At 33.2% G+C, this 25,414-nt stretch carries 17 protein-coding genes; 8 read left to right on the top strand and 9 right to left on the bottom strand.

The features are described 5' to 3' along the window. The first annotated feature begins 146 nt into the window (after positions 1–146). Positions 147–1,907 carry an aromatic amino acid hydroxylase gene (locus PQF96_RS25780; RefSeq protein WP_271769692.1) on the top strand — a complete coding sequence of 587 codons (1,761 nt, stop codon included), beginning with the start codon at positions 147–149 and terminating at the stop codon, positions 1,905–1,907. Positions 1,908–1,913: 6 nt separating this feature from the next. Here PQF96_RS25780 and PQF96_RS25775 read toward each other — a convergent pair whose 3' ends face one another. Next, positions 1,914–2,861 (bottom strand): GSCFA domain-containing protein, encoded by a 948-nt coding sequence (locus PQF96_RS25775; protein ID WP_109433882.1) that lies wholly within the window; start codon positions 2,859–2,861, stop codon positions 1,914–1,916. Positions 2,862–2,911: 50 nt separating this feature from the next. Then, positions 2,912–5,542 carry an alanine--tRNA ligase gene (alaS, locus tag PQF96_RS25770; RefSeq protein WP_271769689.1) on the bottom strand — a complete coding sequence of 877 codons (2,631 nt, stop codon included), beginning with the start codon at positions 5,540–5,542 and terminating at the stop codon, positions 2,912–2,914. Between the two features lie 228 nt (positions 5,543–5,770). Between alaS and PQF96_RS25765 the strand changes: the two genes are divergently transcribed. The 3 genes from PQF96_RS25765 to PQF96_RS25755 are packed head-to-tail and all read left to right on the top strand — an operon-like array spanning position 5,771 to position 8,195. Then, positions 5,771–6,748 (top strand): M23 family metallopeptidase, encoded by a 978-nt coding sequence (locus tag PQF96_RS25765; RefSeq protein WP_109433884.1) that lies wholly within the window; start codon positions 5,771–5,773, stop codon positions 6,746–6,748. A gap of 5 nt (positions 6,749–6,753) precedes the next feature. Next, the gene (locus PQF96_RS25760) at positions 6,754–7,860 is read left to right on the top strand and encodes a CapA family protein (RefSeq protein ID WP_109433885.1); all 1,107 of its coding nucleotides are present in this window, start codon (positions 6,754–6,756) and stop codon (positions 7,858–7,860) included. Between the two features lie 5 nt (positions 7,861–7,865). Further along, positions 7,866–8,195: a MerR family transcriptional regulator gene (locus PQF96_RS25755; RefSeq protein ID WP_109433886.1), complete on the top strand. Its 330-nt coding sequence runs from the start codon at positions 7,866–7,868 to the stop codon at positions 8,193–8,195. A gap of 49 nt (positions 8,196–8,244) precedes the next feature. Here PQF96_RS25755 and der read toward each other — a convergent pair whose 3' ends face one another. The 4 genes from der to era form a co-directional block, all read right to left on the bottom strand. Next, positions 8,245–9,552 carry a ribosome biogenesis GTPase Der gene (gene der / locus PQF96_RS25750; protein ID WP_109433887.1) on the bottom strand — a complete coding sequence of 436 codons (1,308 nt, stop codon included), beginning with the start codon at positions 9,550–9,552 and terminating at the stop codon, positions 8,245–8,247. Between the two features lie 246 nt (positions 9,553–9,798). Continuing rightward, the gene (locus PQF96_RS25745; protein ID WP_271769685.1) at positions 9,799–11,343 is read right to left on the bottom strand and encodes a choice-of-anchor I family protein; all 1,545 of its coding nucleotides are present in this window, start codon (positions 11,341–11,343) and stop codon (positions 9,799–9,801) included. A 168-nt stretch (positions 11,344–11,511) separates the two neighbouring features. Then, entirely contained in the window at positions 11,512–14,043 is a 2,532-nt protein-coding gene (locus PQF96_RS25740) for a collagen-binding domain-containing protein (protein ID WP_271769682.1), read from the bottom strand. Between the two features lie 413 nt (positions 14,044–14,456). Beyond that, complete coding sequence (era, locus tag PQF96_RS25735; protein WP_109433890.1) at positions 14,457–15,338, bottom strand: GTPase Era; 882 nt, start codon at positions 15,336–15,338, stop codon at positions 14,457–14,459. A 223-nt stretch (positions 15,339–15,561) separates the two neighbouring features. On the opposite strand from era, the gene PQF96_RS25730 reads away from it, so the two are divergent. Then, a complete protein-coding gene (locus PQF96_RS25730) occupies positions 15,562–17,580 on the top strand; it encodes an OmpA family protein (protein ID WP_271769680.1) in 2,019 nt (672 codons plus the stop codon). Between the two features lie 27 nt (positions 17,581–17,607). On the opposite strand, the gene PQF96_RS25725 is transcribed toward PQF96_RS25730, so the two are convergent. From PQF96_RS25725 to PQF96_RS25715, 3 genes are all read right to left on the bottom strand, one after another. Beyond that, the gene (locus PQF96_RS25725) at positions 17,608–18,960 is read right to left on the bottom strand and encodes an alanine/glycine:cation symporter family protein (protein ID WP_271769677.1); all 1,353 of its coding nucleotides are present in this window, start codon (positions 18,958–18,960) and stop codon (positions 17,608–17,610) included. Positions 18,961–19,023: 63 nt separating this feature from the next. Next, positions 19,024–19,497 carry an RNA methyltransferase gene (locus tag PQF96_RS25720; protein WP_271769674.1) on the bottom strand — a complete coding sequence of 158 codons (474 nt, stop codon included), beginning with the start codon at positions 19,495–19,497 and terminating at the stop codon, positions 19,024–19,026. 55 nt (positions 19,498–19,552) lie between these two features. Beyond that, positions 19,553–20,398 carry an N-acetylmuramidase family protein gene (locus tag PQF96_RS25715; protein WP_271769672.1) on the bottom strand — a complete coding sequence of 282 codons (846 nt, stop codon included), beginning with the start codon at positions 20,396–20,398 and terminating at the stop codon, positions 19,553–19,555. A gap of 451 nt (positions 20,399–20,849) precedes the next feature. On the opposite strand from PQF96_RS25715, the gene PQF96_RS25710 reads away from it, so the two are divergent. The 3 genes from PQF96_RS25710 to PQF96_RS25700 all read left to right on the top strand — a co-directional run bounded on the left by PQF96_RS25710 (position 20,850) and on the right by PQF96_RS25700 (position 25,407). After that, positions 20,850–21,422, top strand: coding sequence for a hypothetical protein (locus tag PQF96_RS25710; protein WP_109433894.1), 573 nt, complete (start codon positions 20,850–20,852; stop codon positions 21,420–21,422). A gap of 168 nt (positions 21,423–21,590) precedes the next feature. Further along, entirely contained in the window at positions 21,591–24,650 is a 3,060-nt protein-coding gene (locus PQF96_RS25705) for a sensor histidine kinase (RefSeq protein ID WP_271769669.1), read from the top strand. Positions 24,651–24,657: 7 nt separating this feature from the next. Further along, positions 24,658–25,407, top strand: coding sequence for a LytR/AlgR family response regulator transcription factor (locus tag PQF96_RS25700; RefSeq protein ID WP_109433896.1), 750 nt, complete (start codon positions 24,658–24,660; stop codon positions 25,405–25,407). The last annotated feature ends 7 nt before the right edge of the window (positions 25,408–25,414 follow it).

Raw genomic sequence — 25,414 nt, 5'->3', positions numbered from 1 at the left:
AAATCTATTTAAAATTAACAGAAAAATAATACTCAAAATCACCAAATTCTTATTCTAAAATAAAACTCGCTACTATTGGTATCGATATCAAAATAAAACTATTAATTTCCCATTTAAATTGTCTTGATCAAAAATATTTTTTTTCTATGTCTCAAAATATAGTATCTAACCCCCTAATTGAAAGGCTTCCAGAGCATTTAAAACAATTCATAAAACCACAAAATTATGAAGAGTATACTCCAATTGATCAGGCAGTATGGAGATATGTTATGCGAAAAAACATCACTTCGCTTCGAAAAGCAGCTCATGATTCTTACTTAAATGGATTAAAAAAGACCGGTATCTCTACTGATGAAATTCCGAGCATGTATGGTATGAATAGAATTCTTAAAGAAATAGGTTGGGCAGCTGTGGCTGTTGATGGTTTTATACCTCCTAATGCTTTTATGGAGTTTCAAGCCTATAATATTCTTGTTATTGCTTCTGATATCCGTCAACTTGAAAATATAGAATACACTCCTGCTCCCGATATAATTCATGAGGCTGCAGGACATGCTCCCATAATTGCTAATCCAGATTATGCAGAATACCTTCGTCGTTTTGGAAAAATTGGTTGTAAAGCTATTTCTTCTAAAAAAGATTATGATATGTATGAAGCGGTGCGTGAGCTTTCAATTTTAAAAGAGGCATATGATACCGATCCAAAAGATATCCAAAATGCTGAAAAAAAGATCGAACAATTGCAGAATCAAAAAGAGACTCCTTCTGAAATGGCATTAATACGTAATCTGCATTGGTGGACTGTAGAATATGGGTTAATTGGCACAACAGATAATCCAAAAATATATGGAGCAGGCCTACTATCTTCTATTGGTGAAAGCGAATGGTGTATGACTGATCAGGTGGAAAAAATACCGTATTCTCCAGATGCTGCATTTCAGGATTTTGATATTACAAAACCTCAACCTCAACTGTTTGTTACTCCAGATTTTGCATACTTATGTCAAGTCTTAGAAGAATTTGCAGATACTATGGCGCTACGAAAAGGAGGCCATAGAGGACTTGCTAAGCTTATAGAATCTGAGAATCTGGGCACTATAGAATTAAGCACAGGACTACAGGTTTCAGGGACTTTTACCCGAATGATCAAAAATGAAGATAATGAGGTAATTTATTTTGAAACGAAAGGAGAAACTGCTCTTTCATTTAGAGAAAAAGAACTTATAAGTCATGGAATTGATGCTCATCCTAATGGTTTCAGATCACCGATTGGTAAGCTCAAAGGAATCAATCTCGCAATAGAAAACATGTCTCCCCGAGATTTAAAAGCTTACAATTTTTATGATGGAGAATATATCGAATTTGAATTTGAAAGTGGAATTACCGTTGCCGGAAACAACATCACAGGTATGCGAAACATAAAAGGAGAATTGATTTTAATTCAATTTAGCGAATGTACAATAAAGTATAAAGGAGAATATCTTTTTAAACCCGATTGGGGAACATTTGATCTTGCAGTAGGAAACGAAATTGTATCTGCTTTTTCTGGCCCTGCCGATGATCACTCATTCGATCTGGTTACCCATAAAGCCTCCTCGGTCAGTACTAAACGCACTTATTCTCAAGCTCAAACAGAACTACACTCTTTATATCAATCTGTCAAAAACATCAGAGAAGGTAAAAATACTAGATTTTCATTGGAAGCGGTATTCGAAATTTTAGAAAAAGACCATTCTAATGACTGGTTACTTCCTTTAGAGATTTATGAATTGATATATGAAAAAGATGCTAAATTTGCAGCACAAACCCTAAAGCATCTGGAAGCAATAAAATCTAAAAAACCTAATATTAGCCATTTAATAGATAGCGGACTAGAAATCATCAATAAGAACTTAACCATCGCATAAACACTTTTAAAAATCCATGAATGGGTACTGTTCTTGAAGTTGGTATTTTTTATACTCTAATTGCTCTAAAAAATTATGGTGCTGTTCGCTTTCTGGATTAAAAGGTCTATGTGACATTCCTTTTTTAATTTCCTCTACCTTACTCATCGTATGAGTAGTTTTTTCGGAAATCCATATCGATGAAAATCGCTCCCAAATATATTGAATTGCTAAGGCACTGGGGTGAATCATATCGGTATCATAAAACCTATAATCTCTTAGCTCGTCCATCATAATCTCATAAGAAGGAAAATACCGCAGGTTTTTATTATCATCTATTATATGATGTATAGAAGCTATTAAATGAGATTTACTTCTATTATTCTCTACAAATCCATCTTTACTATGACGTACTGGAGAAACGGTAAAAATAATTTGCACCTCTGGATTAAGACTTTTTACAAGATGTATACAATTTTGAAGGCACTGATCTATCTCATCAATTGACAAAAGTTCTTTTTCAAATTCTCTTTGCGGAATTTTATGGCAATTTGCCACAATCATATCCAATGATTTTAAACGATATACCCAAGCCGTACCCAGTGTTATGAAAATATGAGTTGCCGATTTTATATTAGCTCGTGTATGAACCAATGCATCATTTAATTCAAAAAGTAACAAATCCTGATTAGAATTACTTAAGGAAGAATGTGCATCAAAACAATGCCATTGTTCATTACTAAAAAACAAATCCGTTTTGGTATACTTTTCTCCCTGAGTAGCCATCCAGAGAAATGTTTCAATGGCTTTTGGATGAAACAAAATTCCAAAAGGATTTATTTTATTTTTGAATTTAAAATACTCAAATTTTTCTCCAATATTCTCTGCAAAACAGGACCCCAACAATACTACTTCTGATTTATAATCAATTTTAGGTTCCTGAGATTGTAATCGTATTTTGGTTTGTAGTTTCATAAACTCTTCACTTCACTCCTTAACAATTAAAAAGGGATAAGCTCTTATTATTATCCTAAATATTGTTTGGCATTATCTAATGCCTCTCCTATCCCTGAAGGGTTTTTGCCTCCAGCAGTTGCAAAAAATGGTTGCCCACCGCCACCGCCTTGGATATATTTACCCAATTCACGAACGACCTGACCTGCATTTAATTGTCGTGCCTCTACAAGATTTTTAGAAATATAGCAAGACAGTAACGCTTTACCGTTTTGTTCTGTACCAAACACTATAAACACATTGTCTAATTCACTACCAAGTTCGAAAGACAAGTCCTTAATTCCGGCAGCGTCCAAATCAACTTTCTTAGCTAAGAATTGAATTCCCTGTACATTTGCAAATTCTGATTTAAGCTCTCCTTTTAAGTTTTTTGCCTTATCCTTAAGAAGTGCTTCTATTTGTTTTTTTAGCGTTGTATTTTCATCTTGAAGTGACGTGATTGCTTTTATAGGATCCTTAGTCTTAAGCACTGAAACCACTTTTCCATATGCCTCTGATTGAGATGTAAAATATTCTTTTGCCGCATCTCCTGTAATTGCCTCAATTCTACGAATCCCTGCTGCAATTGCACTTTCTGAAGTAATTTTAAAATGCCAAATACTACCAGTGTTTTTAACATGGGTACCTCCACACAATTCCATGGATTCTCCAAATCGTATAGCTCTTACTTTATCTCCATACTTCTCTCCAAATAAGGCAATAGCTCCTTCTGATATTGCCTGATCATATGAAATTCCTCGTTGCTCTTGTAAAGGAAGTTGTTCTCTGATCCTAGCATTTACAAAATCTTCAACTTCTTTGAGTTCTTCTATTGATACTTTTGCAAAATGAGAAAAGTCAAAACGCAGACTACCACTATGTACCATTGACCCTTTTTGCTCTACATGCGTTCCTAGAACCGTTCTTAAAGCCTGGTGCATAAGGTGTGTTGCTGTATGATTAGACGCAGATCTGGATCGTTGTTTTTCATCCACCACTGCTGTTAATGTCTTATCAAGATGTTTTGGTAAATTTTTAGTAAAATGAATGATCAGATTATTCTCTTTTTTAGTGTCAATAATATATACCACATCTCCATTAGGCACCTCTAGATACCCTTTATCACCAACTTGCCCTCCTCCTTCTGGATAAAACGGAGTTTTATTGAAGACCAATTGATACAATTCTCCATCTTTCTTACTCTTCACTTTACGATATCTTGTAAGTTTTACTTCTGTAGTAAGATGATCATACCCTATAAACTCTTCTTCTGTACCTTCTAACAATACTTCCCAGTCTCCTGCAGAAACTTGAGAAGCAGCTCTTGATCTATCTTTTTGTTTTTGAAGTTCTGCTTTAAACCCTTTTTCGTCCAATTCATAACCTTGTTCACTTAAGATTAAAGCTGTCAAATCAATAGGAAAACCAAAGGTGTCATATAATTCAAAGGCCTTTTCTCCAGAAATAATTTTACCCTTAGTTTCTTTAATAACATTGTCTAATAATACCAACCCTTGATCTAAGGTTCTTAAAAAAGATTGTTCTTCTTCTTTAATTACATTAACGATTAAATTCTTTTGCGTTTTTAATTCTGGAAAAGCATCACGCATTTGCTTACTTAATGTTTCAACCAATTTATAGATAAATGGTTCTTTTGTGTTTAAAAAAGTAAAACCATATCGAATAGCTCTTCGTAAAATTCTACGAATTACATAACCAGCTCCATTATTACTAGGCAATTGACCATCTGCAATAGAAAATGACACCGCTCTAACATGATCGGCTATCACTCTAATCGCCACACTAACTTTTCCTTCTTCATCAGTTGGTAAGCTATCTTTATCATATGTAGAATTTGTAATTGTTTCAATCTCTCTGATTAAAGGAGTAAAAACATCAGTATCATAATTCGATTTCACTCCTTGCAATACCATACACAGGCGTTCGAATCCCATTCCTGTATCCACATGCTGGGATGGCAGTTTTTCTAAAGATCCGTTGGCCTTCCTATTATATTGCATAAAAACCAGATTCCATATTTCTACAACCTGTGGGTGATCTGCATTGACTAAATCACGACCAGAAACCTTAGCTTTATCTTCTGCAGAACGTATATCAACATGAATCTCAGAACAAGGTCCGCAAGGTCCCTGATCACCCATTTCCCAGAAATTATCTTTTTTATTTCCCATGATGATTCGATCTTCAGGAACAATGTCTTTCCATAAATCATAAGCCTCCTGATCCATCTCAAGATTTTCGTCTTTTGCTCCTTCAAAAACAGAAACATAGAGTATATCTTTATCTATACCATAAACATCGGTCAACAATTCCCAAGCCCACTGAATGGCTTCTTTCTTAAAATAATCACCAAAACTCCAATTCCCTAGCATCTCGAACATCGTATGATGATACGTGTCCATACCAACTTCTTCTAAGTCGTTATGTTTACCGCTTACTCGTAAACATTTTTGGGTATCTGTTAAACGATTATTTTTCGGAATACCATTCCCCAGAAAAAACTCTTTAAATTGGTTCATCCCAGCATTGGTAAACATCAATGTAGGGTCATCCTTAATCACCATTGGTGCTGAGGCTACAATGCTATGTTTTTTTGATTCAAAAAACTCTAAAAATTGATTTCTTACTTCTTGGGATTTCACGCTTTTAAATTTTATAAATTCTAAATCTGAATATTATTATACTAATCAAAAAAACACCTTTTTTACTCATAACCAACATATTAAATCACTTTCGTAAAAAAGATACTCAACCGATATTTGTCAGTTTTTTCCTGACTTTATAACATTTTACTATATTTGTTGCTGTGTTTAGGTTCTTTAAGAACTACATATTGGTTGATATCCTGCAAAAATAGCATATTTTAGATTATGTCAAAGGTTAAATATTACTATGATAGTGAGACTCTTTCTTATCGCAGAATAGAGCAAAAGAAAGGTCGCAAATTTGGTATTGCTGCATTAGGGGTTATCGGTTCTTTTTTAGCTGGTTTTGTCCTTCTCTTAATTTATCTTAACATTCCTCAATTAGAAACTCCTAAAGAAAAAGCATACAAAAGAGAATTAGAGAACATGCAACTTCAATATGATTTAATGAATCAACGATTGAAACGTGATGAAGTTATATTAAAAGAAATCGCAGAACGTGATGACAATATTTATCGCCTTTATTTCGGCGCTAATCCTATCCCAGAAGAACTTAGGAATGCTGGATTTGGAGGAGTAAATCGATATAAGAATCTAGAAGGATTTAATAATTCTGATATTATTATTAAGAGTAGTGAGCGAATTGACAAATTAACCAAACAAATTGTTGTTCAATCTAAATCTCTAGATGAAATTGCAACTTTGGCAGAACAAAAAGAAGAATTACTAGCTACCATACCAGCTATTCAACCCATACGTAATTCTGATTTAAGACGTATGGCTTCTGGTTACGGATGGAGGAGTGACCCTTTTACGAAAGCAAGAAAATTTCATTATGGTATGGATTTTTCTGCTAATACTGGTACTCCTATCTATGCCTCTGGTAATGGTGTTGTTACGCGTGCTGATGCTAATTCTACTGGATACGGAAGACATATACGTATTGATCATGGTTTTAACTATGTTAGTCTATATGCCCACCTAAGTAAATACAATGTAAAAAAGGGTCAAACAGTAAAACGTGGAGATGTTATTGGATATGTAGGAAGCACAGGAAGATCTGTAGCACCACATCTACATTATGAGATTTTCAAAGATGGTGAACGTATTAATCCTCGTAATTTTTACTACGGAAGTTTAACTTCTGAAGAATTCAGTGAAATGCTTAAAGCTTCTAATCTAATTAACGAAACCTTAGACTAACCTCTATGCGCAAATTACTTCTTCTTGTCTTAATTTTTGGCTTCTGTTTTACTATTCAAGCACAAAAATATTCAAAAGAAGTATTGGATTCGATGTCTGTTATAGTTGAGAACACTCAATTGAAACTTGCAAAATCCAAAACTATTAAAATTATGGCCGTTGGTGATATTATGATGGGAACCGACTTCCCTAATAATAGTTATCTACCTCCTGACGGAAAAGGACCTTTTGATGATGTAAACTCAATTCTCACTAAAGCTGATATTCTATTTGGTAATCTGGAAGGTACACTTACGGATGAAGGAGAGAATGCAAAGCGCTGTTCTGATCCATCAAAATGTTACTCCTTTAGATCTCCCGAGTACTTTGGAAAATATCTCGAAGAAACAGGATTTGATGTCATGAGCATTGCAAATAATCATATTGGGGATTTTGGAGAAATAGGTATAAAAAACACTTCAAAAACACTCGAAAAACATAACATTGCCTATGCAGGTGTATTTGCTCAACCTTCTACTATTTTTGAAAAAAATGGAATTAAATATGGATTTTGTGCATTTGCCCCCAATAAAGATTGCATAAAAATTCATAACTTAACCAATGCAAAAAAAATCGTAACTGAGCTCAAAGAGAAAGTAGATATTGTGATTGTTTCTTTTCATGGCGGTGCCGAGGGTTCTGATCACACTCATGTGCCTAGAAAGACAGAGCGATTTTATGGAGAAGATCGTGGAGATGTTTATCGTTTTGCTCATACGCTGATTGATGTAGGCGCTGATATTATTTTAGGGCATGGACCACATGTTTCCAGAGCATTTGAAGTGTATAAAAATAAATTTATTGCATACAGTCTGGGTAATTTTTGCACCTATTCGAGATTTAATTTAAGTGGAATTAAGGGGTATGCACCTATAGCAGAAATTGAAATTAATTCTGATGGTGATTTTATAAAAGGAATGTTGCATTCTGCTAAACAGATAGACGAGGTCTATCCTTTTTTAGATGACAAAAAGAGGGCTTTAAAGGAAATTAAACAACTTACCGAAAAAGATTTTCCTGAAAGTAAGCTGATTTTTGAAGATGACGGAAGTTTTACACAACAAAAAGAATAACTATTATGTATGTAGACTTACCAAAAAAAATGTATTATGGTATCGGAGAAGTAGCAGAAGCATTTGATGTAAATGCCTCGTTAATCCGTTTTTGGGAAAAAGAATTTGATATCATAAAACCTAAAAAAAATGCTAAGGGTAATAGAAAATTCACTCCAGAAGATATTAAAAATCTCGAATTAATATATCATTTGGTAAAGGAACGAGGGTTTACACTAGAAGGTGCTAAGATCCATCTTAAAGAACAAAAACAAGAAACCTTAGATAGTTTTGACATTATCCGGAAATTAGAATCTATCAAAGGCCAATTGCTCAAAATAAAAGAACAGCTTTAGAATAACAAAAATTAAAATCCTCTTACCTTCCTCAATCTAATTAAACACTTTATTTCTTCCTAAAATATACTGAAACTGGAACTCCATTAAAATCAAATTCTTTACGAAGTTGATTTTCTATAAAACGCTTGTAAGGGTCTCTTATATATTGAGGTAAGTTACAGAAAAATGCAAATTGCGGTTGTGGAGTAGGTAATTGTGTAATATATTTTATTTTTACATATTTACCTTTGTACGCTGGAGGCGGATTACGTTCTATAATTGGTAATAGAGTATCATTTAATTCACTTGTCTTGATCTTCTTAGATCTATTTTTATATACCTCTACAGCAGTTTCTATAGCCTTAAACAATCGTTGTTTTGTTAATGCAGAAATAAATACAACAGGAACATCTGTAAAAGGTTCTATTTGTTTGCGGATATATTTTTCAAAATCTTTAAGAGTGTTACTTTCTTTATTCTCTATAAGATCCCATTTATTTACTAGAATCACTACTCCTTTACGGTTACGCTCTGCTAACCAGAAAATATTCTGTACCTGCCCATCAAACCCTCTTGTAGCATCCAAAACGATCAAACACACATCACTATGTTCAATTGCTCGAACTGATCTCATTACAGAATAAAATTCAAGATCCTCCTTTACTTTTGATTTACGTCGAATTCCTGCTGTATCTACAAGATTAAACTCAAATCCAAAACGGTTATACTTTGTATCAATAGCATCTCGGGTAGTTCCTGCAATATCAGTAACAATATACCTATCTTCTCCAATTAGAGCATTAATAAATGAAGACTTTCCTGCATTAGGCCTTCCCACCACTGCAAATCGTGGTAATTCATCATCTTCATCTTCATCTTTTTCAGGTAGTGCTTTTACCAATTCATCCAAAAGTTCTCCTGTACCACTCCCGTTAATACTAGCTATAGTATAATACTCTCCAAGCCCCAGATTATAAAATTCAACTGCATTTGCTGCCCTTTGACCATTATCCACTTTATTTACAGCTAAAAAAACTGGTTTATTCACTCTGCGAAGTAAATTAGCTACATCTTCATCCATCCCGGTTATTCCGGATTCTACATCAACCATAAATATAATAGCATCTGCTTCATCAATTGCCAACTCTACTTGTTTATCAATTTCAGACTCAAAAACATCATCACTACCTACAACATATCCTCCAGTATCTATCAACGAAAATTCTACTCCATTCCAATCACTTTTTCCATAATGACGATCTCGAGTAACTCCACTAACTGCATCTACTATAGCTTCTCTCCTTTGAATCAACCGATTAAAGAATGTTGATTTGCCAACATTTGGGCGTCCTACAATTGCTACTATACCACTCATTGATATTTATTCTAAAATTTTTGCAAAATTAGACTTTTTATTTAAGCAATACTATACATATTTTGATTTGATTTCAATATCATTAGAAAGTCGTCCAAAAAATAAAAAGTCCACAAGCCAATGTTTTAGGCCTATGAACTTTTCATAATTGATAGTCAGTCAGTGAAATAATTACTTATATCAAATATACCAAGTAATACGGTCAAGTTGGTTACTGTAAAACAACAAAGTTTTTATGGATGTTATTTAATCGTCTTCCTGGCTTATTTCATAAATCGCTACAGTATTAGAAACCTCATTAGTAATAATGACTAAATCCTTATCTACAGGGCTATCTTCGGCTCTAACAACTGTTAATCCTTCTGGAGAAATATCTATATCATCTCTTATCCATTCTAAAAACTCTGGATGAGATGGATTAGAAATATCATAAATCATTACTCCTCCTGTTCTTTCTAACCCTACAAATAACAATGTTTTATTACCTACCTTTAATGTTTCTACTGCTTCTGGCTCAGCTCCTTTATCATCAGATCTTTTATCTGCAGCTCCTCCTTCGTTATTATTAAATGCTCCCGCATCCAAGTCAAAAATAGTTTTTCCTATTTGGTCTCCGCTATCATAGATAACAGATCCAGAAGTGGACCATATTGTAAATGACCTTGCTCCATATCCATAAATTTCATCAAAATCACCATCTCCATCTATATCCCCATTTGCTGTAGTGGTTTTCAGTCTTCCTAAATTCTCATCCAACTGTAATGTTTCTGCATTTGGAAAAGCCACAGGATCTAGAGTAAGATCCTTTACTCTTTCTTCTTCAGAAAAACCGTCATAGTCTCTAGCATCTCCTTCATTTGCTGTTATTAAATATCTTCCTCCTTTTATTTTTGCAAATGTAATTGCGTCGGGATGATAAAATCCAAAAACTGGCCAATTTTGAAAATTCCCTACAATGTCATCTTTATCACTAGCATCTATTTGATTATCTTCTAGATTATAATTCTTCACACCTAATCCAATAATATCTGTAATTGTTTTAGTTTGTAAATTAACAATTGCTATTCCGTTATTTTCTTGTAACGTTACATATGCCATTTTAGAATCATTAGAAATGGCTACATACTCTGGTTCTATATCCTGTGCTAAAGTAGCACCAGGTCCAAATACACGAAAATGGTTACCGATCACCTGACCATTAAAAGCCGTAAAACCAATATTAAAAACCTGACCATTTTCTACCTCTATTATAGTAATTGAGCCTTCTGGGTCATTAACATACAAATCATCTGGTTCTCCTTCATTTGCAGCTACAATATATTTACCGTTAGGGCTAAACGTGACCATATCTGGTAATGCTCCTGCTTCATAGGTATTAAGTAATACTTGTGAATCTGAATCATATGTTGCAATTACTCCATTTGCTTGTTTATTTGTTGCATTTTCTAATGCTACAGCTACAATTCCATCATGAACTGCAACACTATTTGGAATACCTGTTAATGCTATATCACTCCCTTGAATTGGGGTTCCAGGATTTGATATATCCCAAACCGATAGTTCTGCATCATTTGGATTCACTACAAACAGTTTTCCTGTATTGGCATCAAAAGCAGAAATCTCTGCAAACCCTTCATCTCCTGTTCCATTACTGAAACCTCCAATTTTTTTAAACGTTAATTTGTTATTTCCACCGTTACCACCTCCTCCTTGGTAATCATCTATGTCACATGAACTAAATGCCCCTAATACAACCGCTGCAAAAAGAGCAGTTTTGTTAAAAATTTTCATTGTTGATGTTATTTTATGTGATTAAAACCTCAAATGTTAACAACAAATTTATCCTTAACGTTATGCTAAGGATAAATTAAGAATATTAATGACTTATCTGGATTCTATATAAAACATAAAGCCCGCTATTTTATAGCAGGCTTTAAAACATAGTATATTTTAAAATATCTACTGTATAATCAATCTTTGTGTGGTAGTTCCTGTTTCTCCAGTGATCTTCATGATATACATTCCTGAAGAAAGTTTTGAGAACTGAGTAAGACTTACATCTATCGTTTCATCTCCCTGAGGCATATTTCTAATAATTACAGGTCCAACAGCAGCTCCAGAGAGATCATGAATAGAAATTCTAACCTCTTGATTAGTTTTAGATTTCATATTTAATGACACATTTCCTGTAGGTTCTAAAACGGTTGGATACACCTCTACAGTTTTGTTCCTTGGTAAGATTCCTCCTTCACAAATCCTGGTAAAAATCTTTATTTCATCTGAAGCAACACAACCTCCTTTATTTACTTCAAGAGAATATACCGTTGTGTCTAATACTCTCACGGTAATAGATTTAGTCGTTTCTCCTGTTGACCAAAGATATGAATCGGCATCAATGGGTGAAGAAAGCACTACAGTTAATCCAGAACATATTAATCCATCTGCTCCAAGATCTATTGACAAGTCAGAAGAAACAGAAACTAACACTTTATCCGTGGCACCGCCACAAGATCTACAATCATTTATAGTTACTATATATTCTGTATCTTCCTCTGGAGATACTGTAATACTTTTTGTGGTTTCTCCTGTAGACCACAAATAAGCAATTCCATCTGGTGTAGAGCAATCTCCATTTTTATCTACTTCTGCAGTGAGCGTAACTTCCTGCCCAGCACAAATTTGCTGATCCTCTCCAGCAGTTACAGATGGTGGATTACCTGTGCGAACTTCTACCGTATCAGAAGCTTCACAATCTTCACAATCCTTAACAGTAACGGTGTATGTTCCAGGGCCAGTAACCACAATTGACGGTGTAGTGGCTCCTGTAGACCACAAATAACTTACATCACTATTACCCGTAGAACTACATTCTCCAATATTAATATTAAAATCTCCTACATTAAAATTACTATCTGTAGTATCAAACCAACCAGACCCTCCATATTTACCAACTTCTTCTTCAGTTATATTTGCTCCATTACCCAATTGAAAAGCCGGACCTCTTCGGGAAATATCAAATGACCAAGAACCATCGGTCTGAGTAACAGAACCAGAAACATCGGTATAATAAATCCATCCACTGGTACTTTCTGAATTACAAAAGTGATTTTTAGGGCTCCCAGCAGGTGCTGTTATCGTTTTTCCAGAATAGGTTACATCAACTTCTAATGTAATCAAAGGATCATCATTATCCACTACAGTACCTGTTAGAGTAGCTGTTCCATTAGCTAGTTCTTTCCACTCCAGATCAACATTAGAAAATCTCTTTATTGTATTATTTATTTCATCTTTTAACCAAAGTACGTAAAGATTTCCTTTTCCACATCGAACTGTATTCTCAATGCTATATGACTCACAATCATCACATATGGATGCATCAGAAATTGAAGCAGTAAGTGTTACTCTTTGACCACGACAAATTTCTGTGTCATCTCCAGCGTTAACGGACAACTCACAAACTGTTGAAGGCGTATCTATACAGGCCTTAAAAGCATGCTGATGCAATTCTCCCTGATTATGATAATAGTTTTTTGCTATTACCTGACCATTTATATTTCCTGAAGAATCCTTAATTACATCTGCTTTTGGAGCAAATAAAGAACCTACTAAAGTACCTCCGCCTTTAAGCGTTACAGATGATGCATTAAAGAAATTCCAGATAATAAAACTACCATGCTGATCCCCTATGCTATTGATATTAAAAACATTCCATTCAAAATCACCAGATGCGTCTACATTTATAATAAGCGGAGTACTTGCATCTGGCTCATTTTCAAATGTTAGGTAAGGCATATTAAGAATTTTGTTTCCTGTAAGATTTAGCACATTTACTTGACCAGAAGTAAGATTAATTTTATTGTTTTGATCTACTTCTAAGGTAGCGTCTAAAAGACTAAATGCTAAGGATGTAGATTCAAATCCTTCAAACGCAGTTTCAAAATCTATTAAATCACTATGACCAACAGAAGTTGCCAATTGTTTTCTTTGCACTTGTACTCTTGGAATTGCTTCATAACCTCCAGAGGTTAATCTTGTATTTACAGATGCATTATTAAGGTCTCTATCAAAAACTGAGGATCCATAACTATCTCCTATTTTGACAAATCCTTTATTAAGGTGTATTCCTTCTCCCGAATTATACATGATCTTTCCTGCAACCACCAAAGAAGAAGCTTCACTATCTCCATTAAAATAATTAATTCCGGCTGTATGAGCTGCAACGGTAATAATTCCTTTCATTGTGAGGTCTCCACCCATTGCAATGGAGCCTTCCGTATCTCCGTTTTTAAGATGGGTTTCATATCTTACAAATGCATTATATTCTAAAGCATTATTAAGTGGATTATCACAAGTATTAACTGTAGAGGTCTTTTCTTCAACACTATTTTTATAGTCTGCTTCTATAAACCCCGAAGAGAATGTAAAAACGTAAACTAACACAAAAGAGAATAGTGTAATTTTGGTTACTTTTTTTCTAAAACTGTTGAGCATTTTGACGGTTTTTAAGATTGATTTTTTTTATAAAATTCAAAAAAACGCATTATCCAAGTATAATTTTATGGTAATAACACAATTAAATATGTTTTTGATAAGAATGATTTATCAAAACTATTTACTAGTATTACCAGAATAAATCTTTACTAATTTGTACTATAGGTTTGTTTGTGAAGAAGTAAAATGTATTCATAGCTTGGGGCGTTTTTACATTAAATTTGGAAGACGAAATTAAATATAAACCATCTAAAATCCATGAAAAAATTGATAAAACCGATAAACGGTAAAATTCACCACACAAACTACGGCATTACCATAAAAATAGTTTACAAAAACCTCAAAATTCTCACAAACCACTATCTTACAACTAATTACATCTTAAACAACAATAATACTATATAATCGCTGAATTATTGATTATATCCAAAACGCTTTAATTGTCGCTCGTTACTACGCCAGTTTTTATTAATTTTCACATATAGTTCTATATGTATTTTTTTGCCAAAAAATTTCTCGAGTTCTTTACGTGCTTCTGTCCCTACTTTTTTCAAAGCTGATCCTTTATGACCAATTATAATTCCTTTTTGAGAATCACGTTCTACCATAATTACAGATCGGATTCTAATAATACTTTCTTCTTCAAAAAACTCTTCTGTCTCAATTTCTACAGCATAAGGAATTTCTTTTTTATAGTAAAGTAAGATTTTCTCTCGAATAGCTTCATTTACAAAAAATCGTTCAGGTTTATCGGTGAGTTGATCCTTTGGATAAAATGCCGGAGATACTGGCAATAGCTCAACAATACGATCAAACACCTCCCTAACATTAAAATTTTCTAATGCTGATATTGGATATAACTCTGCATTAGGTACTTTTTCTGCCCAGAATTGAACTTGCTCTTCTAATTGTTCCTGATTGGATTGATCAATTTTATTTAATAATAAGATCACCGGAATTTTAGCATTTTTAATTTTATTAAAAAAAGCTTCATCTTTCAGTTCTTTTTCACCTATTTCGACCATATAAATAAGTACATCGGCATCTTCAAAAGCAGATTTAACAAACCCCATCATTGATTCTTGCAACTCATATGCCGGTTTTATTATTCCGGGAGTGTCAGATAAAATTACCTGAAAATCATCTCCGTTAACAATACCCAAAATCCTATGCCTTGTAGTCTGTGCTTTGGAAGTAATAATGGATAATTTTTCACCAATAAAAGCATTCATTAATGTAGACTTCCCCACATTAGGGTTACCAATAATATTTACAAAACCTGCTTTATGAGTCATAGTAATCAATTTTAATGCAAAGGTAGATGAATATTCAACAAGAAAGTAATTGATCAAAAGATAATTGAGTTCATCTCTATTTTGTTAACATCTATTTACAAAAAATCGTTAGTAAGTATCATCAAGGAATTAACTTTTTAATTGTTTTTTTCCTAAATTTAGTTCTATTACGTTTTCAAAAACCCCGTGAAAACATTTTTTTATTATTAAAAATCGGGACAATTTGGAAGTACAACAATTAATTTCTTTACAGATTTTAAAAAAAAGAGTCATAATACAATCATGTATTATTATACTTTCATTATCCTTTAATCTTAACGCTCAAGACCAAAATAAACTTCTTGCTAAAGCAAATCAAAATTTCAAAGCTTTTAAGTACATCGATGCACGTGCGATTTACCTGGATGTAGCAGAACGTGGATACTCATCACAAAATCTTTATAGTAAATTAGCCGATTCATATTATTTTACAGGTGATCTTGAAGGTTCTGTTATATGGTATAAAAAATTATTTAAAGAATACCCCAAAGATCTGGATGCAGAATATCTATTTAGATATGCTCAAAGTTTAAAAAGTATCGAACTTTATAGCGAAGCTGACAAGGTCATGGATGAGTTCAATACACTAACAGGAAACGATAAACGTGCCCGTTCCTTTATCAACAAGAGAGATTATTTGAATTTTATTGAAATGCAATCGGGAAAATACAATATTTACCCCCTGAGTATAAATTCTGAAAATTCTGAATATGCCCCAAGTTTTAATAATCAAAATCAAATAGTTTTTGCTTCATCCAGAAGTAAAAAAACAAATAGTTCAAAGCTGCACGGGTGGAACGAAATGCCTTTTTTGGATTTATTCTCCTCGACAATAAAAGAAGATCAAATTAGTCTAGAAGGCATAAAAAAACTTCCTGGTAAGATTAATACCAAATTTCATGAATCCTCAACTAGTTTTAGCAAAGATGGAAAAACAGTTTATTTTACGCGTAACAATTATACCAACAATAAAATAGGAACTAATAAAAAAGGAGTTGTTTTATTAAAACTATACAAAGCTTCTTTACAAGATGGGAAATGGGTAAATATAGAAGAATTACCTTTTTGTAGTGATGAATATTCTGTATCACACCCTTCACTTAATGCAGATGGAAGTAAACTGTATTTTGCCAGTGATATGCCCGGTTCGTTAGGTAAATCTGATCTATTTGTGGTTGATGTACTCGATAACGGAAGATTTGGTACTCCAGAGAATCTTGGAGAAGGTATTAATACCGAAGGTAGAGAAACTTTCCCGTATGTAAGTAATAGTGGAAGACTATACTTCTCTAGTGATGGACATGTCGGTTTGGGAGGGTTGGATATTTTTGTATCTGTCCCAGAGGAATCAATCTACAATACTGCTTATAATGTGGGAAAACCTGTGAATAGTCCAAAAGATGATTTCAGTTTTGTACTTAATGAAGATATACGAATTGGTTATTTTGCCAGTAATCGAAAAGGGGGCAAAGGGAATGATGACATTTATAGTTTTAAACAAACAGAAGAATTAATTACTTCATGTAAACAATACATTAAAGGAAATATTACCAACAGTTATACGAATGAGAATTTACCTAATGTGAATATTACCATAACCGATATCATTGGAAATATAATTGTTCAAACTACATCAGACGATCAAGGTGAATACGCCGTTGACGTGCCTTGTAATACAGAATATATTGTATCTGCATCATTAGATGGGTTTATATCGCAAGACGTAGTGCTAAAAACTACCGATGTTTTCGAATTGGGCCATGATATTTCAATACCACTTGATCCTATAAAAGCTACAGAAATATTACTCACTTCTGTAGGAATCAATATTGGAGATGATTTATCCAAGGTTTTACAACTTCAACCTATATATTTTAGTATTGATGATTCTTCAATTCAACCAGAAGCCGAGGTAGAATTACAAAAAATTATTTCTGCAATGAATAAGTATCCAGAACTAAAGATTGAGGTTAGATCACATACAGATAGTAGATCAAGTTATTGGTACAATAAAAAACTAAGTGTAAAAAGAATGAGAACCACTGTGAAATACATTATAGAAAATGGTGGGATTTACTGGCGACGTATTCGAGGAAAAGCCTATGGAGAAAGAAAATTAATAAATGACTGTACTAATAATGTACCTTGTACTGAGGAAGAACATCAAAAGAACAGGAGAAGCGAATTTATAGTCCGTAAATAGAATCTTAGTATTTTCGTTTGTTAAATTTTATATTGATTTATTTTCTAGTTTTTGGAAATATATTTTTGCCATTTTATTTACTCTTGGAGCCAATAACAGTGCAGAAATAACAGTAGGGATAGCCATGATTGCAAAAGCACTATCGATAAGATTAATTGCAAATTCTATTTTTACTACGGCCGCAATTATAATAGATAGAATGTATATGTAATTATAGTATTTCCCATATTTGGGTTTGGTTAAAAACCCTAGGCATGTGGTTCCATAATAGGAATAAGAGAATAGTGTAGATAATGCAAACACTGAGACCATAATAATTACTACAATATCACCCAGACCATAAGGTAATACGGTATTAAAAGCTTCTAATGTTAATGAGATACCGTTATCGTTTGTACTTTGCCATACTCCGGTAGAAAGTATGGCCAGAGCGGTTAGTGTACACACCAATAATGTATCTATTGCCGGACCAATCATTGCTACCAAACCTTCTCTAATAGGTTCATTAGTTTTTGCAGCACCATGCATCATTGGTGCAGTTCCTATTCCTGCTTCGTTAGAAAATGCTGCTCTTTTAACTCCTGTTTTAATCAAATACCCCAAAGCACCTCCTGCAACGGCTTTCCCTGAAAAGGCATCAGAAAAAATTAAGGTAAACATTGCTGGTACTTTCTCCATCTGAATGATCAAAATCGCAATCACGGTTATAAAATATAATACCACCATAAAAGGAACTAACTTACTAGCAACATTACCAATTCTCTTAATTCCACCAAGAATAACAATAGATGCAACCCCTGCTAACGAAAACCCTATATACCATTTATCACTATCATTCCAATCCAGCACATCCACCAATGTTTGTGTTAGTTGATTTGCTGTAAATGCTGGCAATGTTCCTACTAACCCTGCTAATGCGAATACTATTGCAAGGGGTTTCCATTGTTGACCCAGTCCTTTAGTAATTACATACATAGGACCACTAAGCAAATTACCATCATCATCTTCTGATCTATACATTACGGCTAGTGAACAGGTATAAAATTTGGTAGCCATGCCAATCAAAGCACTAATCCACATCCAAAAAACAGCTCCCGGACCACCAGCAACTATTGCTATAGCTACTCCACTAATATTCCCCATACCCACAGTTGCAGCAATAGCAGAAGATAATGCCTGAAAATGATTTAATTGACCAGGGGCTTTTTCATCATCATATTTACCACTTAGTACCTGAATTGCATGTTTAAAATAGAAAAAAGGAGTAAATCGAGAGTAGATTAAAAAAAAAACTCCGCCTCCTATAAGAAGAATTAATAAGGGCCAATCCCAAACCCAGGAACTAAAATCTGAAACAAAACCTTCTAGTGTTTTAAACATAAGTATTAAAGGTAGTAACAAAAATTGTATTTCGAATATAAAGAATTATACTTCTGTCAAAATTCATTCTGAGGCTCTAATAAATCTTGGTTTATTAATTCCTCTATCATACATAACTATGCTTCCTGCTACAGCAACATTGAGGCTTAACTCTGATCTAAATTTGACAATAAATCTGGATTTTTCAATAGCTTTTTTTGATAATCCATGATCTTCTGCGCCTAATAAATATACGCATCGTTTTGGGTGCTTAAATGTCTCTAATGGTTCTGCTTTATCAGTAAGTTCTACTCCAATCAACATAGCTCCTTTAGGTAAATGATGATAGAAGTCGTCAAAGGTATCATAGTGAAAGTAAGGCATTGACTTTACCGCATTGTGGGTATCGCTGGCTTGTTTTGCATATCGGTTACCAATGGTAAAAATAAAACTTGCACCCATATTTTGTGCAGAACGCCAAAGTACTCCAAGGTTCTCTGGTGTTTTTCCGTTTTGAATTCCAATCCCAAAAAATTCGTTTTCAAGGTTATCGATCATAAGAGCAAAAATATAAAAACCTTAATATTTTTTTTAATTTTTATTTTTATAAGTGCTACTCATTACTCCTATATTTTAGATAAGCATTCTTTAATTTCACATCGTACTTATTCTTTTTATAACCAGGGCCATTATACCCTTCTGCAAATCTTGCCCAATTCTTTTCTTTAATCCAATCTATGAGTTTTTTACCCTTAAAAGGAGTAATTTCTATAAATTTACCAAATGCTTTAAGATGTTCTCTTTCATGCTCATACATAGTTGAAACAAATTGATCTATAGACGAATACCCTAAGGATGAATAATGAAATCCCATGATCTGAAATGCCCCCCATGAAGCAGCACTATACGCAGCTTCATGAAAAGCTGATAGATCAGATATTCCTGCTGCTTTTTCTAAGCGATCATATTCACCAGGGCCTCCTCTATAATGAATTTTAGTCCATTTTTTATACAATACATCCTTGGTTCTTTCTGAAACATATTGAGATGGATTTACTCCTCTCTTGTCTAGCTGCCTCCAAAATATATGACCTTCGAATAAAATTCTTGGTCTACCGCAGACCAAAAACCCTTTTCCATTACTTTCTATTTCATTAACCGCTTTTACCATTGCAAGTTCTAAACCAAATTGTTTTGCAAAATCTTTTGTATCCTGTTCTGATAAAAATTTATCATTAAACGCAGTTAAATCTTTTTTTACTTCTATAAGTTTTGACCATGTTTTGAGCCCTACAATGCCATCGACAACAAGATTATGCTCACTCTGGAAGTTCTTCACTGCCAAATCGGTATCTTTTCCAAAAAAGTTGGATACAAATACTTTGTATCCTAGTTTTGTTAAAATCTCTTCTAAATAATGAACATCCTGCCCACGTGAGCGATACTGTATTGTTTTCATTTTTCATGTTTTTCTCTTAATACTCTAACTCAATAAATCTATATTTATTTATTTTTTCATTTCCCAAAAAACAAAACAATTATTGTTATTACCTAATAAAAAATCACCACAAATTAACCGAAACAACATCTTAAACTCTATTAAAAAGATAGCACCAAGCATGATTGAAGATACAAAAAATTGCCTAATCAACCTCAAGTTATAAGTACATATAATTTAACAAAATAGACGCTGAAAATCTGATTTTAAAGTATAGTATCATTATAAAACAATTCAAATACATCATATGAGTATATTATCAAAGTTTGTTTTTTTAATTTTTTAAAACTTAAGAATTATTCTGCACAAAACGAATTCTAATTAGATCGTTACGAATACTAAAACCGTATCTTTTAAAACAACTTAAGGAACTACTTTTATCATCAAATAGCCAACCTCAAAATAAGCTGTTATGAAAAATGTTGCCATAATCATTATTCTATTCCAAAGTTTTCAATTTGTTAACGCTCAGCAAGGTTTTGCAGAAACCCAGAATTTTTTGGTAACTACTGAAATTATGAATCAGGATCAAGAACACCCCTCATATGTTATTAATCTGGTTCGTTCAGAAGATGATTCACAAAAAATATCTACCCTTACAATTGAGGACACAGAACTTTTTGAGGATATCTTCATAACCACCTTAGAGAACCCTGGACTAGAAGGGATCTCTGAGGTGATTAAGATGGAGATTGAATACTTGGCATGTTGTGCACATGTAGAAGCATATTATTATATGGTTAAAGAAGATAATACAATTGTAGCGCTTCCTGAACTTAGAAATGTATACTGTGAAAATTCTGATACAGATTTTCAATATATATTTCCTAACCAAGAATACGGTATTAAAGGTAATATCCTAGAAACACAAACATTTTATAAAGAAACAGTAAAAGATATTAAATACGTAAACCTAAAACAAAGCTTTGCCTGGAATAACGGTGTTGTTCAAGATTCAAAGACAACCGCTATTACTGGGTATTAATTAAATCCTAACGGTAATCTCAATCTGATAAACAAAAAGGGGGAAACTTTTGTTTATTATACCGACCCACCTTAACAGGTGGTGTCGGTTTTTTTACATTTAAATTAATTACACCCCAGACCAAAAAAACAGTTTGATTATATTTGCTATTAACCAGATCAATCTTTTGTGAACACAAACCGTTTATTCACCTACCTTATCTTTTTTCTGATATTTAATTTTATCAGCTCGTTATCTGCACAAAACAATCAACTTAGAGCATATACATTAGAAGATGGGTTATCTCAATCACAAGTCTACGATATTATACAGGATGAAATTGGATATCTTTGGCTAGGAACTCAGGGAGGTGGTCTTTGTAGATTTAATGGCGATGAATTTAAGATCTGGAATGAAAATGACGGATTACAATCTAACTACATTCACTCCTTGGCTTTTGTAAACGATAGTCTATTTATTGGTACAAAAAACGGGCTTAGCATTAAAACAAAAAATAGATTTACTAATCTTGAAGGGCCTCGTATCAATAAAATATGCTTAATAGAAGATAAAATCTACTTGGCCACTAATATTGGTATTTATGAGTATCGTAAAAGTCTAGGGTTAATCAAAATAAACCTCAATACCAAAATCAATACCAGTATCATTAATGATATTGTATTTGATGGTAGACTATTTTGGGTTGCGACCAATAAGGGACTCTGGAAATTAAATGATATCAAGCAAAATGCCGGTATTATAGAACGGCATAGCGCTTACGATTTTACTGCAGCTATTTTTCATAATAATAAAGTTTTTGCTGCAGCTTTTAATCAAGGGATTTTAGTCCTCAATACCAATGCAAAGACCTATGGAAATCATTGGATTCAAAAACCCGTTCGTGTAACTAATATTTCTGTGCATAATGATGGTGAATTATGGTTTTCTACAGACAACGATGGAATTACAATAATAGATTCTGAAAAATACAGAGAAAAAAAGAAAATCAACCGAAAAAATGGTTTAGCTGTATCCCATACAAGAAAAAGTATTTTAGATCGTCAATCTAATATTTGGATAGCAACATCTGGTGGTGGATTTTATAAATATTTTCAAAATAACTTTGTTCATTATGATAAAAATACCGGCTTAAAAGGAAATCGAGTATATGCCGTTCATAATGCAAAAAATGGTATTTGGGCATCTAATTCAGAGGTAGGATTAGTGCAAATCGACTCCTTAGGAATTCATAATATTCCCCAGGAAGAACAATTATCCGAAGTAAAAATTAAAACTATCACCAGTGATATTTATGGTAATATTTGGGCTGGTACAGAAGGTAAAGGAATTCTTTTTAAAAAGATAAGTCAGGTTGATAGTGTTTTTACAGATACTATACAAAATATAGAAGCAGATAAAGATCCAATTATAACTACAGATACAATTGTAAAAACTGTCATCAAAAATCATATTATTGATACTGATAAAGGATTACCATCAAATTGGATAAGAGCAATCGAAGTCATTGATAATACTATATGGGTGGCATCGTATTCTGCTGGAATATCTAGGTTCACCTATGATTCTGAGAAAAAACGTATCCTATCATTAAAAAAATTTTCAGGAAAGAACGGCATAAATGATCTCCATATCAGAGATATGAAACAAGATTCGACCGGTAAAATTTGGTATGCAACTCAAAACGGACACTTAGGATACATTAAGAAGAATAAGGTTACTCATTTAGGCAATGTTTTAAAACAAGCGACCGCAATAAGTTCAATTCTTTTTCATAAAAATACGATTTACATAGGAACAGCCGGAAGAGGAATTTGGTGGTCTGATTTGGATGGTGATATTGCATTTAAAAAATTAAAAGGTAGAAAAAAGCCATATTCTGATAATATTTATCAAATTATATTTGATGATAAAGATAATCTGTGGGCTGGAAGCGAACGTGGAGTGGACAGAATAGAACTAAATCAATCAAATGATATTGTAGACATCTTTCATTTTGGTCGAAACGATGGTTTTTTAGGTATAGAAACCTGTCTCAATGCTGTTACCAAGGATGAACAAGGAAACCTATGGTTTGGAGCGATTTATGGGTTAACCAAATACCAACCTACCGGAACTACTAAAGCCACTATCAAGCCAAGTTTATATTTTGAAGAAGTAGAAGTCGCTTACCGTAGTGTGGATTCTATACGATTAAGTGTTTGGGCCAATAGTAACCACATTCTAAAACTCACTCCAAATCAAACAGAATTATCTTTTAGCTATAAAACAATTGATCTGGATCATCCTAATGACGTCGAATATCGTTGGAGATTAAATAATTCTGAATGGAGTCCATGGTCATCTGATCATAGGCAAAATCTTGCTGGATTAGCCTATGGTTCACATGCTTTTACAGCACAATCCAGAAATTATCGATGGGAAGAAAGTGAACCTATTGCTTTTCAATTTTTTATTGATAGCCCCATTTATGAAAAAGGCTGGTTTCAATTAGCTGTTTTGGCGATGATCATATTATTTATAGGAGGCTATGCATTATCATACGTTCGGCGTGTGAAACAAAAAAACAAAGAGGAGCGTAATCGCTTAGAAATGAAGAACCACCTACTTTCTTTAGAACAAAAAGCATTACGATTACAAATGAACCCACATTTTATATTTAATGCACTTAATGGTATAAAAGCAATGGGAACCAGTAATCCTAATCGTATGAATAATACCATTAACACATTTGCTACTTTATTAAGAGAAACTTTATATAATTCGAGAAAAGATTATATTACTTTAGATCAGGAAATACAAACGCTCAAACATTATGTCGAAATAGAACAGCTAATGGCTAGTAAACCATTTACATATGATATTGTAGTTGATTCTGATTTAGACCCAGAAGAAATTCTAATTCCGCCTATGTTAATTCAGCCTTTTGTGGAAAATGCGGTTAGACATGGGATATTAAAAGGAAGCAGAGATGGAGAATTAAAAGTACAGTTTCATACTACTGAAGAGTTTTTACATTGTACTGTATTAGATAACGGGCAAGGTATTTTTCAATCGCAAAAAGCAAAAACCAAAACAGATCACCAATCAATGGCTCTAACAGTAACCAGAGAGCGATTAGAGTCAATTTCTGGAAAAGATTCTTTAAATATAAGAGAAATTATGCAAAACGGAAATTCTGTAGCAGGAACCGAGATTGCATTTAAAATACCATTACAAACCGACTATTAAAACTATTATGCTTACAGCCATTATTGTAGAAGACATGCCAGATGCACTTCAACTTTTGAAAAGTGATCTAAAATCAAATCATCCTGAAATAGAAGTAGTCGATACGGCACAAAGTGTTGTTGAAGCGGCAAAATCATTACGCAATACACAACCAGATATTCTATTTTTAGACATCATGCTTGGTGATGGTACTGGTTTTGATATCTTAGAAATATTTCCTGATTTAAAATCAAAAATAATTTTTGTTACTGCCAGTGATGAATTTGCCATTCGAGCATTCAAATTTGCAGCTATAGATTATGTATTAAAACCATATTCAAATGAAGAGTTAGCTCAAGCTATTGCAAGAGCCAAAGAGCAAATACAACCCAATAAAGAACGCCTTAATATTCTTAAAGATACGTTATCTGCTCCAGAACAAAAACCCGATAAAATATCATTACATACTCTGGATAAAATCATTATTGTAAATCTGGACGATATTATTCGCTGTGAATCTGATAGTAATAATACAATCTTCTATCTTCAAGATGGGCAAAAAATATTTGTAACCAAAACATTAAAATACTTTGCTGACATGCTTAAGAGTTATCAGTTTTTGAGAGTACACCAAAGTCACTTGGTTAACCTACAATGCATTAGTGCGTTTATAAAAACCGACGGAGGATATCTTATGCTTAAAAATGGAGAGAATATACCTGTATCTGTTCGCAAAAAAATCGAAGTAATGGAAATCTTAGATCGTCTTCACAGGTAATTTTTAG

It is taken from the genome of Aquimarina algiphila, from assembly GCF_947494415.1.
In the GTDB taxonomy this organism is placed as follows: Bacteria; Bacteroidota; Bacteroidia; order Flavobacteriales; family Flavobacteriaceae; genus Aquimarina; species Aquimarina algiphila.
Note: the sequence above shows the minus strand (reverse complement) of the source record. Positions and strands in the feature narration are given on the sequence as shown.